This is a genomic window from Oceanobacillus sp. FSL K6-0127 (assembly GCF_037983385.1).
Taxonomy (GTDB): Bacteria; Bacillota; Bacilli; order Bacillales; family Amphibacillaceae; genus Oceanobacillus; species Oceanobacillus profundus.
On the sequence record NZ_CP150287.1, the window covers coordinates 2299676 to 2313122 of the forward strand.

A 13447-nucleotide genomic window follows, 5' to 3' on the forward strand; every position below is an offset into this window, starting at 1 on the left:
ATTCTAATCTGTAGGTTATAAAATGATGTCAGTAATATGGAAACGACTGTTTAATAGGATATAGAGTTCTAAGCCTTGAAAAAAAGCGATAATCCCTCTATATAAGAGATTATCGCTCCTTTTGTTAATCTTCTTCTAGGATTTGATCAAATGCCTCGGATACTTTATCGAACTCTTCATCACTTTCAATTGCAGATAATTCACCATCATCATCGATTTTGAGAAAGAAGATATCAATGTCCTCATCACTATCCTCTTGCAAATCTTCTAAAAAGCTGACTGCGACGTAATCTATATTTTCCAATGTAACCTTGGCAAGTACTTCTACTTCCTGATCAACATCTGTTTCATCACTAATTGTAAAAACTTCACCAACTTCAATTTTATCCATACATTACCCTCCGTTTCCTCATCTAGAATGAATTTGTAATAGCTTTCTTAAGTTTTACTTCATGTATGGAAATAATGCAAATTTAAGCAACGATCTTCTCGAAAGGTAGTAAAGAACGGATGGATGAATCATATATGATCGGAAAGTAATGTTAGAAATCTCCGCTTTCGCTATACAAGGTGAGGGTGAGATATAGAGAGTTGACTTTGTTACATGGTAGTGATGCGGTATTAAATGAAACCCCGCCTGCGAGTGATTGAAAATCTTTATGCAATTTGTTTTCACGGTGGACGAGTGAGTTTATCAATCCTTCATGGCAAAAATACAGCTTGCTTGGCCAGCAGCTAGATTTTCTCCTACCATGGAGATAAGGTGCGGAGAATGTTACCGAATAAGTTGGCTTTTTTAATGGGTCTGTTCAATGGAATCCTGTCTCAATGGTCTATTAAATTAATATACAAGCATTCACATCGGAATTTATGGTGAATTTGTTATTTGCTCTTGACAGGCGATTCCATGAGTGCTAATATTTAAAATATTAGAATTGGATTGACTTTATCGAAGGATGTAGGTGAGTCCTTTGAGTTTAATACGTACAACACATTGCAACTATTCTTCTTAAAAACTAAATCATTTATTTTCTTATCCAGAGAGGTGGAGGGACTGGCCCTTTGAAACCTCGGCAACAGACTATTCAGTACTGTGCCAATTCCAGCAAGCCTATGTGCTTGGCAGATAAGAAGAGCCATGTTTATACATGACAAAACCTCTTCTTATTTGCGTAGAAGAGGTTTTTTAATTTTTCTATTGTATAATCATTCCGTTAAAGGGGGAGATCCTGTGGCAAGTGTGGATGACAAGAAAATTACAGACATCATATCTGAATTAAAAAAACTTAAATTTGGATCTTTAATCATAACCGTTCATGATGATGAAGTTACACAAATTGAAACGACCGAGAAAAAACGTTACCAAGCACAAGAAAAAAAACAACGAACTAAATAAGGAATGCCGATTAGACAACTAAAGGCAGCCTTCTATTCCGACCGGAATGGAAAGCTGCCTTTTGCAATTAAATAGGTGTAAAAAAATTGGAGGAAAATGAATGACATATAAACTAGGAATTCTTGATCAAAGTCCAGTTTTCAAAGGAAAGACAGCTGCTGATGCACTTCAACACACCATTCAATTGGCGATAAAAGCGGAAGAATGGGGTTACGCTCGCTTCTGGGTGTCTGAGCATCACCATATGGAACAGGTAGCTGGTTCATCACCCGAAGTATTAATGTCACACTTGTTAGCACGAACAAATTCAATAAAAATAGGATCGGGGGGAGTTATGTTACAACATTATAGTCCGTATAAGGTTGCAGAGAATTTTCATGTCTTAGCGACGCTTGCCCCTGGAAGGGTAGATCTGGGTATTGGGAAAGCACCTGGTGGATTTCCATTATCAACGAGAGCATTACAAAATGGAAAAAGAAATGATGGAAAAGATTTTAATGAGCGTTTAAATTTTTTGAAAAGATTAGTAGACGATTCCGTTGAGCATGATCACCCACTGTCAGGCATCCAAGCTTTACCAAGGCCAGATAAGAAACCTGAAATTTATTTGCTCGGCGGAAGTGCAAATAGTGCTAAGATCGCCGCGGATTTAAGGATTAATTTTGTTTTTGCAAAATTTTTAAATAGCGATGAAAAGAAGCTTAAAGAAGCTGCTCAAACTTTTAAACGGAATTTTAATGAAGGGGAATTTATTGTAGCTTTGGCCGCACTTGCAGCACCAACCCAAGAAGAAGCAGAAAAGTTAGTAGAAGATCATAAATTATTCACACTTCACCTTCATGATGGGCGGACATTAACCGTCCAATCGAAAGAGCAAGTACAGGCATTTAAAAAACAAGCAGGAGGACCATTTGAAATAGAAGAAAAAGCAGCGGATATAATTGCTGGAACGCAAGAATATGTAAGCGAAGAATTAACAAGGCTTCATCATGCATACCAGGTAGATGAATTTATTTTGCATACGCCAATTCGAAAAAAAACAGAGCGTTTTCGTTCTTTCCAATTAATGCGTCCACTTGAAAAGGTATGTATAGGGGGTAGCAATGCGTAAATTAATGAGCAATCCAATCATTGTCAATGAATTGGTTAGAGAGGATATTGAAATAGTTCGTCGCGTTTTGATCGATAGCTATCAACAGTACGAGGCTTATTTCACCCCACAAGGGTGGAAGGACTATTCAGAACGGATTGTCTCATCTATTGATAATCCAAATGTAGATAAAATTCTTGTAGCTAAAATTAATCAGGATATCCTAGGCAGCTTGCAGCTATTTCGTTCTGCGGAAAAAGCATATGAAAAACCAGAACTTCAAATTCAAGCACCTATCATTAGATTACTCGGAGTTCACCCTAGTGCAAGAGGTCGTGGTGTTGCCCAAGCGCTATTAAAAGCCGTCATCAATGATGCTCAAGCTCTTGGAGAGTCCAACGTATATTTGCATACGACCGACTTCATGGCAAGTGCTATACAAATTTATGAAAAGCTGGGATTCGAACGGGATGAGTCAAAGGATTTTTCCAGAAGAAATATTCTATCGAAATGTTACAGGTTAGATATTTAGAGGAGTACATTAGCATGTCTCGATCAGAGTTGAATGAACGCTAAATTTAATAATGGAGTTAATCAAGATGAGAAAGCAAGCTTAAACAAGGTTCCTGCAGTGAAACAGGTTGAAAAATACAATTTGAAAAATAGGAGTGCAGAAAATGAAAATTAGAAGGGTTTTTCTTTTAACGATTATAACGGTGGGATTGTTTGTGACAGCAGGTTGCGGAAATGAAACAGGGACAGCTTCCGAAAATGAGCAAGTGACATTGAAAGTTGGTGCTGCTTCTGTACCACATGCGGAAATTTTGGAGTTTATTGCACCAGATTTGGAAGCGGATGGTGTGAAACTAGAAATAGTGAATACAACAGACGGTATTCAAACAAATCAACAGACAGCAGATGGGGATTTAGATGCAAACTTCTTTCAGCATACGCCGTATTTAGACCAAGTCAACAAGGACAGTGGATTAGATTTAGTAGTGGTGGAAGGGATTCACATTGAACCATTTGGGGTGTATTCGAAAAAGATCAATTCAATCGACGACTTATCTGATGGAGCACAAATAGCAATTCCGAATAATCCTTCCAATTTCTCAAGAACACTCATACTCTTTGAAGAAAATGGAATTATTGAACTGGATGATGAAAAATCAGGTGATTATTTACTGGAAGACATTACTGAGAATAATAAAAACTTAGAATTCGTTCCGGTTGACCCACCACTCTTAGTTCATTCACTTGATGATGTAGATGCTTCTGCAATTAATACAAACTATGCGTTAGAAGCTAATCTTAAACCGCTAGAAGATTCATTAATTATTGAAGGCGTTGATTCACCATATGTCAATGTTTTAGTGTCTCGTACTGACAACAAGGATACGGAATTGATCCAAAAGCTTGCTGAAGCATTAACAACGGAAAAGGTTAGGGAGTTTATACTGGAAGAATACGAAGGTGCAGTCGTTCCTGCATTTTGATGAAATGTACTACGTGAATAGGAGGGTGTATATTGATAGAATTTAACCAGGTTTCAAAAGTATTTGATAGTGGAGGAAAGAAAGTTGAGGCATTAAGTGATGTTCAATTGACTGTTGAAAAAGGTGATATATTTGGAGTTATCGGCTTCAGTGGAGCTGGGAAAAGTACGCTGATTCGCACCGTTAATTTGTTAGAATATCCCACATCGGGCGAGGTTATTGTCGAAGGAAGAAATCTGGCAAAACTGTCTGAAAATGAAATACGACAAGCTAAGAAAGATATTGGTATGATATTCCAACATTTTAATCTTCTAAACTCCAAAACGGTTTTCGATAATGTGGCTATGCCATTATTTCTAAGTGGATATAATAAGAAAGCAGTAAAAGAGCAAGTATATGAAATCCTTCGTTTTGTTGGATTAGAGGAGAAGGCGAACAATTATCCCGATCAGTTATCTGGTGGCCAAAAGCAACGTGTTGGAATTGCTCGAGCACTAGTAACGAATCCTTCCATATTATTATGCGATGAAGCTACATCGGCACTAGATCCGGAAACGACAACATCCATCTTAAATTTATTAAAACGGATAAACGAGGAATACAAGATTACGATATTAATAATCACCCATGAAATGGAAGTCATAAAACAAATTTGTAATCGGGTTGCGGTAATGGAAGATGGCCATGTAATTGAAACGGGAAATGTGTTTGATATTTTTGCTCAACCAAAAACTGATACGACACGAAACTTTGTCAGATCAGTTGTTCAAGATGAAGTACCGGAAAGTGTGTATCGACTATTAAAAGATAATAATGATGACAGTCGTATCTTCAAAATTGAATTTTTTGGAACGGACTCCGGGCAACCAATCGTTTCGAAAACAGCGAAAATATATAATGTGGAAATTAACGTTCTGTTTGGAAATATTACGGAGTTGCAAGGTATTCCTTTCGGTAATTTAATTGTTGAGTTAATTGGTGATGACTATGAAATTAAACGGGGAATAGCATTTATCATTAGTCAAAATATTGAAGTAAAGGAGGTTTTGGAAGATGGAAGTAAGTACAGAGTTGATCGTGAATGCTTTGTGGGAAACGCTTTACATGGTTAGTGTTTCACTCTTTTTTGGAGGGATTATCGGAATTTTCTTAGGGATTTTATTAGTTGTAACTAGAAAAGGACATATCCTGGAAAATCGTTTTATTTTTTCAATCGTGAATCCAATTGTTAATATCTTTAGGTCGATTCCATTTATTATTCTTCTCGTAGCAATTATTCCTTTAACTAGACTAATTGTAGGGACGTCGATCGGAACGACGGCGGCAATTGTTCCACTTGTACTTCATATTGGGCCCTATTTTTCAAGGTTAGTAGAAAATTCGTTATTAGAGGTGGACGAAGGAATCATTGAGGCAGCAAAATCAATGGGAGCGACACCACTTCAAATAATCTATCGTTTTTTAATGCCGGAAGCCTTTTCTTCATTAATTTTAAGTTTAACCACAGCAACTATTGGATTAATAGGAGCGACAGCAATGGCAGGAGCGATTGGTGGTGGAGGTTTAGGCGATGTTGCAATAACATATGGCTATCAGCGTTTTAGTACGATTACGATTCTAGTAACAGTTATTATTTTAGTGATTCTCGTTCAAGGAATTCAAGGGTTAGGAAATAAACTTGAACGAAAGGCAAGAAGGGTATAGAGAAACAAATAAATTGGTGAGGGGTGTAAATAATGAAGAAATGGATTTTTCCTATATTTCTAGTTTTAGGTGTGTTATTAGTTGCATGTTCAAATGATACAAGTGCAGAAGGTGAACAATCAAAAGTAAAGGTTGGTATTCGAAATTCTGAACTTCGAACATGGGAATATCTAAAGGAACAAGCTGAAGAAGAAGGGTTAGAAATTGAAATTGTCAATTTCTCATCCGCATATGATCCAAACCAAGCCCTGATAGAAGGGGATATTGATATAAATGCTTTTCAACATGTAGCATATCTAGATTCATTTAATGAGAATACGAATTCGGATATTGTTCCAATTGGGACAACAATTATTGCTCCACTTGGGTTGTATTCTAGTAAGTATGATGCTGTGAGTGATATCCCGGATGAAGCACAAATTGCTGTTCCAAATGATGCACCTAACTGGGGAAGGGCATTGCTACTATTACAAGAAGCGGGACTGTTAACGGTTGTGGATGACTTTGATGGAAATGGTGGAAAAGATAAAATTAAGGAAAATCCAAAAAACATTGAAATTGTCCCAGTGGACGGTGCAAATGCACCTCGCGTAATGGAAGATACAGCTGGTTCGGTCATAAATAACGGAGTCTCATTAGAGGCAGGCCTAACATTAAAAGATGCGCTTATTCATGAAAGTCAAACTGCAAAACCGTATATAAATGTTATTGCAGCTAGGGAACAAGATAAAGAGAATGAAACGTTTCAAAAGATAGTTGAAATCTATCAATCAGAACAGACAGCTGAGTTTATTGAGGAAACGTATAAAGGAAACTATCTTCCAACAAGTATTACTTTAGAGGAATTAAGTACGTATAAAGAAGCCTATTCGAGCAATTAAGAACGGGTACTGATTTTACCCAAGAAGTATTAGAAAATGGTTAGGGAGAGAAAAAAGTGATAAAAAGACAACTAAAATTAGCGGCATATTTAATTGGAACGGGTATGCATGTTTCCTCATGGCGGCATCCAGCATCAAATCCAAATGCGAGTATTGATGTGAAAGCCTTGCAAAAACTAGCACAAATTGCTGAAAAGGGAAAATTTGATCTTGCGTTTGTTGCGGATAGTTTAGCGATCAACCATGAATCACATCCACAAATCGTCAACCGATTTGACCCGATTGTACTCATAACAGCCTTGGCTGCGGCAACGGAGAAAATAGGTATTGCGGCCACAGCCTCTACAACATACAGCGAACCATATACACTTGCGCGTCAGTTCGCTTCTGTAGATCATATAAGTGAAGGTCGTGCTGCATGGAATGTTGTGACGACTGCCGATGCGACTGGACAAACGGCATTAAACTTTAGCCGAGAAAAGCATTGGGAACATGATCACCGATATGAACGAGCTGAGGAGTTCGTTGATGTTGTGCAAGGATTATGGGATTCTTGGGAGGACGACGCTTTTTTATATAACAAAGAAACAGGGAAGTTCTTTGATTCTGATAAAGTACATGAGCTTCATTATAAAGGGAAATTTTTCTCTGTAAAAGGCCCATTAAACATTGCGAGGTCGAATCAAGGTCAGCCAGTAGTTATTCAAGCAGGGGCGTCTATTCCAGGGCAACGACTTGCAGCCCGTACTGCGGAAGTTGTTTTCACCCATTGGGATAGTATCGAAGAATCGAAAGAATTTTATCAAACATTAAAATCACAATTAACGGATTATGGTAGGAGTGAAGAGGAACTTCATATACTCCATGGAATTTCGCCAATTGTAGGTGAAACGGAAGAAATCGCACATGAAAGATATAATGAGTTACAAAAACTGATTGATCCATATGAAAGTTTGAAATTTGTTTCCGGATATATGGGAAATGTGGACTTCTCAAAATACTCCCTAGATACGCTAGCGAAAGAAGTGGAATTTCCAAAAGTAAATAGTATCCAAAGTCAATTCAATGAAATGAAAAAGATTATTGACAAAGAGAACCTAAAGGTTGGAGATCTCTATACAAGATTTTTCGGCGCAGCTAGAAGAGACGGATTTATTGGTACACCAACTCAAGTAGCAAACGAGATGGAAAAGTGGTTTAAGGAAAAGGCGACAGATGGTTTTATGATTCAATTTCCTCTGTTACCAAGGGATTTGGAAGATTTTGTTGAATTGGTAGTTCCACTATTGCAGGAAAGAGATTTATTTCGACTGGATTACGAAGGTGATACGTTACGCGATCATCTTGGTCTAAAGGTACCGGAAAATCGGTTTGTAAAGGGAAGAATGAAAAACACTATAAATTTATGACTAAATTAAAACAGCCTTGAATCTAGATTCCATTAGTTCAAGGCTGTTTTGGTATCAAAAGTCAGTGTGTGTAACAACTAAGGGAGAAGTCATAGTTACTTCTATGGCTTTTCCTTTAAAATCTTCCAATTGTTTTGAGTGCACTGGTTTCCAATTCTTGTTGTCTACATCCATCGCAATTTTAATTTCCTCGATAGTTGATTATCTTACAGAATGCTTGAATAAGGTTGAAGGTAAAAGTAGTTCATAAACAAGCTGCTTTTAATTACTTATTATTTAAATGGATTGCCTGATCCAACACCTTATCTCCCTGAATCATACCATATGCTAATTGGTCGATGATATCTACTTTAATTCCTCTAGGCTCTACTTGTTCTCTAATTTTTTTCTCGAGATAGCGTACTTGTGGTCCAATTAATACGACATCGAGATTTTCTAAGTTATTTTTAAGCTGAGATTCTGCTACTGCTTCTATATTTACCTCTAGATTTCTTTCATCAGCAGATGCTTTCATTTTCTTTACGAGCATGGATGTTGACATACCTGCTGAACAAACAAGGATAATTTTCATTGGTTAGCCTCCTCAATTGCTTCCATTTTTTTATACATATCAATCATCTCCAAGGCAAGATCTTTCACCGTCATTGCTGTCATCAGGTGATCTTGTGCATGAATGAGAATGACCGTTATATTATTTTTCTCACCATTTGCCTCTTTTTGTAGTAAGTCGGTTTGGATATGATGAGCTTCGTTGAATTCTTCTTCTGCTTGTTCGATTTTTTTATTTGCTTCTAAAAACTTATATTCCTTTGCAAGTGCAATTGCTTCCATCGCATGTGATTGAGCATTTCCAGCATGCAAAATGATATTAAATGAAAGCATTTGCATTTCTTCTGTTGTTGTGGACATGATTAGCCCTCCATTCGTTGTTTTAATGCTCTAACGCCTGCCATTATAAATGGAATATACATTAATACAGCAAGTGTCAAATTAAATAATTGTAGTGCAATGCCACGCCAGCTTCCACCTGTTACAAGATAACCACTCAATATTGGTGGAGTGGTCCACGGTAGAATAGCTACCGTTTTTGGTACAATACCTGTCGCGAGTGCGATATAAGAAGTTACGGTTAATGTAACAGGTACTAAAATAAACGGAATTAACATGACAGGGTTTAACACAATCGGTAATCCAAAAATAACTGGTTCATTGATATTGAATAATCCTGCTGGTGCAGAAAGCTTTGCAACTTCTCGATACGGATGATTTTTTTCATGCCGAATGACGATAAAGATAGCAATCAGTAATGCAATAGTTGCTCCAGATCCTCCCATAAATACGAACGAATCTAAGAAGGGCTTCGTAACAATATAAGGTACTTCAAATGCGGACATTCCACCCTGGAACAGTTCTAAGTTTGTTTGGATTAGTGGTAAATATACAGGCTCAATAACAGAGCCGATAATATTTGTGCCGTGTAATCCAAAGAACCATAGTAAATGATTAAGGAATGAAACAACTATTGCTGCCGGTAATGTGTTACCAAGCCCTTGAAGCGGTTCTTGAATGACATTAAAGATTAATTCAAATATACTTATTTCTGCAAAAACATTCATCATAGCTTGGAAGAATCCTACGATGATTAATATAATTGTAGCTGGAATAAGTGCTGTGAATGATCTTGCGACACCATCTGGAACACCTTCTGGCATTTTTATTGTGAATTTGGATTTAACGAGAAATCGGAATATCTCCGTAAGCACGAGTGCGATAATGATAGCTACAAATAATCCCTGGGCACCTAACCAAGCAAAGCTCAAGCCCCAATCAGGTGTTTCTGGCACAAGCATAATGTAGGCTGCAGCTGAAATTAAACCTGCAGATAGTCCATCAACTTCATAGGACTTAGCTAAATTATAAGCGATAGAAAACGCAATTAATAGACCTAGTACAGCAAATGTGCCATTCCAAATACTTCCCCCAACTGCTTGCCAATTGCCTTCACCAAATATTCCATTCATCCACTCTACAAAGTTAAGCTCGCCAAGCGGCGGAAAGTTATTAATCAATATTGCAAGTGAGCCAACGATAATTAATGGCATGATGGCAACAAAACCATCACGAATCGCCACAAGGTGACGCTGTGCACCGATGCGTCCGGCAATTTCAATAAATTTTTGCATAAACTTATTGTTCATTCTAATCCCCCCTTGAATTGAATTGTGGTAAATAAGCTTTATGTGCTTCTAATAGCTCATCAAGTAAAACTTTACTACGCTTTTCATCGCCAATTAATGGATTCATTAATAAAGCTGTATAAGCATCATTGTAATCCCCTGAGATACTAGCCCGAATGACAAGTTCTTCAAATGCCTTCATTTGATAGACTAATCCTTTTATTGTTGCTGGTAATGGTCCAATAGAAATTGGTCTAGGACCATGATTTGTAATGATACAATTGGCTTCAATTACTGCATCATTTGGAAGATCTGGGATTGCACCATTATTAAATGTGTTGACTGTTTGAACATCTTCCTTATTGTTATAGATAGAATCCATCAAACTACATGCTACATCACTATAAAATGCACCTCCTCGTTTTTCCAGCTCTTTCGGTTTGTCACGCAATTCCGGGTTACGATATAGTTCAAACAACGATTCTTCTAATTGTTGTACTACCTCTGCACGAGTGCCGTTTTCTTTATAGGCTTGCAGATCTTTCTCAAGAACGTCTTTGGTTTGGAAGTAATACTGATGATACGGGTTAGGCAGCAGTCTAGTTGATTCGATAAAGGTCTTGGACCACCCAAGATTTACAATGTTAGCTGGTGAATAATCAAAATGATCCCCAACTAGTTTCTCCAGAACATCTTCTGTGCGATCCATCCCATTGACGAATACTTTTTGACCAAACACGAAATGGTTCATACCAATAAATTGAATTTTTACATCGTCTGGTGATACCCCTAAAATTTCTGCGGTTGAATGACGCATGTTAAAAGGAATGTTGCATACACCAATCACCTTCTGATGTGCTGAATGCTTCAACAGTGCCTCGGTTACAATTCCAGCCGGGTTGGTGAAATTAATCATCCATGCGTCTGGGCAAATTGTATGAATATCTTCAGCAAGTTCCATTAATACCGGAATGGTACGAAAAGCTTTAAAAACTCCGCCAGCACCGTTCGTTTCTTGTCCGATAAATCCGTGACTCAAAGGGATTCTCTCATCTTTAGAACGAGCTTCTAAACCACCAACACGAATTTGAGTTGAAACAAAATCAGCATTTTTTAGTGCTTCTTTTCGATCTAATGTCCATGATAGTTTAATAGATTTTGCCGATTTCTCGATCATTCGTAATGATAGATCCCCAATAATTTCTAATTTTTTTTGCCCTGTTTTAATATCAACAAGAACGATTTCTGTTACAGGAAATGAATCGTGACGACGAATAATACCTTCAATAATTTCTGGTGTATAACTAGATCCTCCACCGATAATTACTAATTTTAGTGTCATTTTGTTTGAACTCCTTATGATGTATTTGGAAACGCTTTAAAATTAGTCGCTTTTAGTAGGCGCATTAACTTCTTTGTGATAAGTTATATGCTTAACTGTAATAAAAATGTATCATACAATTATTATGATGTCCATACATATTTTTATAATTGTAATTACATTTATAAGTATTGTCATTATATCTTATATCTTGTACACTTTATATATACAATGTTTGAAGGAGTACAGACATGGAAAAAAACCAATCACTGCATGCCTATATAAAAGAAGAATTATTGAATCGTATTAAGTCAAATGAATATAAAAAGGGAGAAAAAATACCTCCGGAATTGGAACTCTGTAAGGACTTTAATGTTAGTAGAACCACTGTGAGAACAGCTCTAAATCAGCTTACTCTTGAAGGCTATTTAGTACGGCAGCAGGGGAAGGGCACTTTTGTCGCTGAACAAAAAGTGAAGCAGACACTGTCCCAGACTGTGAAGCGATATAGTGATCAGATTGCTGTTCAGGGTAAAAAAGCAGAGATAACTTTAATAGATATTCATGTTATTCCGGCAAATGAAATTATGCAGCAATCCCTTGATGTATCTATAAATGATCCAATTCAGCGAATTGAACGGGTTCGCAAGGCAAATGGGGAACCAACACAATATGAAATAGCTTATATTCCGTGGGATATTGCCCCGGGGATAATGAAAGAACATGCAGAAACATCTTTGTATGCGTCATTAAAAGAAGAATTCCATGTTCACATCGCCAAAACAACTGAACAAATTGAGATAACACTTGCAGATGAACGTTCTTGTTCGCATTTAGGCTGTGAAGTAGGAACACCATGTTTTTATATCGAAACAATTGCCGAAGACGATAAGGGCAAAAAAGTAGAATTTTCACGTTCATTCTTCCGTGGTGATAAAACTAATTTCATGATTGAGCGGAATTACCCAACGGGAGAATAATCAGAAGTATTTAAGGGGGACTATCGATGAAAGTGTTGTTTAATGCAGACGATTTTGGATTAACAAAAGGTGTGACGGATGGAATTATTAAGGCGTATAAGGATGGAGTTGTCAGCTCGGCAACTTTAATGATGAACGGAAAAGCAGTAGATTATGCGGTTTTACAAGCAAAAAAGCATCCATTGCTAAATATAGGTATTCATCTTGTGCTAACCTGGGGTAAACCGATTAGTGGGAATGTCCCGTCACTTCTCGATAATCAAGGATTTTTTAAATTTAAAAATACATTTTTGGAAGTGGAAGACGTTGATGTAGATGCAGTAGAGCGAGAATGGTGTGCACAGATCGATGCATTTTTAGCTACAGGTCTGCCCCTTCATCACATTGACAGCCATCACCATATACATGGATGGGGGCTATTGAAAGAAGTGGTTGTTAAATTAGCTCAGCGATACAACGTGCCTGTTCGCTATGTAGAATCATTAAAAGGAAACCCTGAAATCCTACTTACGGAAACACTGTGGCTGGATTTTTACGGTGAGGGTGTTGATTATGAAATCTTTAATAAATTACAGCAGCTAGACACGACTTCCGTTGAAGTAATGACACATCCAGCGATCATTGATGAAGATCTTAAAGAATTTAGTTCTTATATAGAGAAAAGAGAACAGGAACTTGAGATACTATGTGGTTTACAAGTGCCTAATTGGGTAGAGGATTGTAGTTGAAATAACCAATAAATAGGATAGAGCAATGATTGAATCTTGATATAGAAAGGTTATTTATTTTTTTCTATATCAAGATTTTTTATGTTCAATTGCATCCTTTTATACCACTTTACGCCTCTTGTTATTAGAAAAATAGGACAAATCTAATATTTACAATGAAGTATTAAATTGATATTGTTTTCATGAGAAGTTAATTCAGAAAAGTTAGTAAGTTTAGATTACTAACTAACCCTAATGTGAAAAGGAGGTAGTTGGTTTTAAGTAT

Annotated in this window: 15 protein-coding genes and 1 riboswitch; of the genes, 10 read left to right on the top strand and 5 right to left on the bottom strand. The window is 37.0% G+C overall.

All coding sequences use genetic code 11. From position 1 onward, the window contains the following. Window positions 1–124: 124 nt before the first annotated feature. Window positions 125–391: a DUF1292 domain-containing protein gene (locus tag MHH64_RS11480; RefSeq protein WP_095307502.1), complete on the bottom strand. Its 267-nt coding sequence runs from the start codon at window positions 389–391 to the stop codon at window positions 125–127. A 639-nt stretch (window positions 392–1030) separates the two neighbouring features. Further along, a riboswitch (SAM riboswitch) is annotated at window positions 1031–1133 on the top strand. 98 nt (window positions 1134–1231) lie between these two features. Between MHH64_RS11480 and MHH64_RS11485 the strand changes: the two genes are divergently transcribed. The 8 genes from MHH64_RS11485 to MHH64_RS11520 all read left to right on the top strand — a co-directional run bounded on the left by MHH64_RS11485 (window position 1232) and on the right by MHH64_RS11520 (window position 7976). Continuing rightward, entirely contained in the window at window positions 1232–1396 is a 165-nt protein-coding gene (locus tag MHH64_RS11485; RefSeq protein WP_095307500.1) for a DUF2292 domain-containing protein, read from the top strand. A 100-nt stretch (window positions 1397–1496) separates the two neighbouring features. Then, window positions 1497–2507, top strand: coding sequence for an LLM class flavin-dependent oxidoreductase (locus MHH64_RS11490; protein ID WP_095307499.1), 1011 nt, complete (start codon window positions 1497–1499; stop codon window positions 2505–2507). Then, a complete protein-coding gene (locus MHH64_RS11495; RefSeq protein WP_251659964.1) occupies window positions 2500–3018 on the top strand; it encodes a GNAT family N-acetyltransferase in 519 nt (172 codons plus the stop codon). Before MHH64_RS11490 ends, MHH64_RS11495 begins: the two co-directional genes overlap by 8 nt. 145 nt (window positions 3019–3163) lie before the next feature. Beyond that, window positions 3164–3982: a MetQ/NlpA family ABC transporter substrate-binding protein gene (locus MHH64_RS11500; RefSeq protein ID WP_095307497.1), complete on the top strand. Its 819-nt coding sequence runs from the start codon at window positions 3164–3166 to the stop codon at window positions 3980–3982. A gap of 32 nt (window positions 3983–4014) precedes the next feature. Then, window positions 4015–5094 carry a methionine ABC transporter ATP-binding protein gene (locus MHH64_RS11505; RefSeq protein ID WP_340001793.1) on the top strand — a complete coding sequence of 360 codons (1080 nt, stop codon included), beginning with the start codon at window positions 4015–4017 and terminating at the stop codon, window positions 5092–5094. Then, the gene (locus tag MHH64_RS11510; RefSeq protein WP_149475708.1) at window positions 5036–5686 is read left to right on the top strand and encodes a methionine ABC transporter permease; all 651 of its coding nucleotides are present in this window, start codon (window positions 5036–5038) and stop codon (window positions 5684–5686) included. Before MHH64_RS11505 ends, MHH64_RS11510 begins: the two co-directional genes overlap by 59 nt. A 32-nt stretch (window positions 5687–5718) precedes the next feature. Next, window positions 5719–6567, top strand: coding sequence for a MetQ/NlpA family ABC transporter substrate-binding protein (locus MHH64_RS11515; protein WP_340001794.1), 849 nt, complete (start codon window positions 5719–5721; stop codon window positions 6565–6567). A 56-nt stretch (window positions 6568–6623) separates the two neighbouring features. Then, on the top strand, window positions 6624–7976 hold the full coding sequence (locus MHH64_RS11520; RefSeq protein WP_095307490.1) for an LLM class flavin-dependent oxidoreductase: 1353 nt from the start codon (window positions 6624–6626) through the stop codon (window positions 7974–7976). A 265-nt stretch (window positions 7977–8241) separates the two neighbouring features. Here MHH64_RS11520 and MHH64_RS11525 read toward each other — a convergent pair whose 3' ends face one another. The 4 genes from MHH64_RS11525 to MHH64_RS11540 are packed head-to-tail and all read right to left on the bottom strand — an operon-like array spanning window position 8242 to window position 11495. Next, a complete protein-coding gene (locus MHH64_RS11525) occupies window positions 8242–8547 on the bottom strand; it encodes a PTS sugar transporter subunit IIB (RefSeq protein ID WP_095307488.1) in 306 nt (101 codons plus the stop codon). Further along, window positions 8544–8885, bottom strand: coding sequence for a PTS lactose/cellobiose transporter subunit IIA (locus tag MHH64_RS11530; protein ID WP_340001795.1), 342 nt, complete (start codon window positions 8883–8885; stop codon window positions 8544–8546). Before MHH64_RS11530 ends, MHH64_RS11525 begins: the two co-directional genes overlap by 4 nt. 2 nt (window positions 8886–8887) lie before the next feature. Beyond that, a complete protein-coding gene (locus MHH64_RS11535) occupies window positions 8888–10174 on the bottom strand; it encodes a PTS sugar transporter subunit IIC (protein ID WP_095307485.1) in 1287 nt (428 codons plus the stop codon). Window position 10175: 1 nt separating this feature from the next. Further along, a complete protein-coding gene (locus MHH64_RS11540; protein ID WP_340001796.1) occupies window positions 10176–11495 on the bottom strand; it encodes a 6-phospho-beta-glucosidase in 1320 nt (439 codons plus the stop codon). Between the two features lie 230 nt (window positions 11496–11725). Between MHH64_RS11540 and MHH64_RS11545 the strand changes: the two genes are divergently transcribed. Next, entirely contained in the window at window positions 11726–12454 is a 729-nt protein-coding gene (locus MHH64_RS11545) for a GntR family transcriptional regulator (protein WP_095307482.1), read from the top strand. Window positions 12455–12480: 26 nt separating this feature from the next. Further along, window positions 12481–13182: a chitin disaccharide deacetylase gene (gene chbG / locus MHH64_RS11550; protein ID WP_340001797.1), complete on the top strand. Its 702-nt coding sequence runs from the start codon at window positions 12481–12483 to the stop codon at window positions 13180–13182. The last annotated feature ends 265 nt before the right edge of the window (window positions 13183–13447 follow it).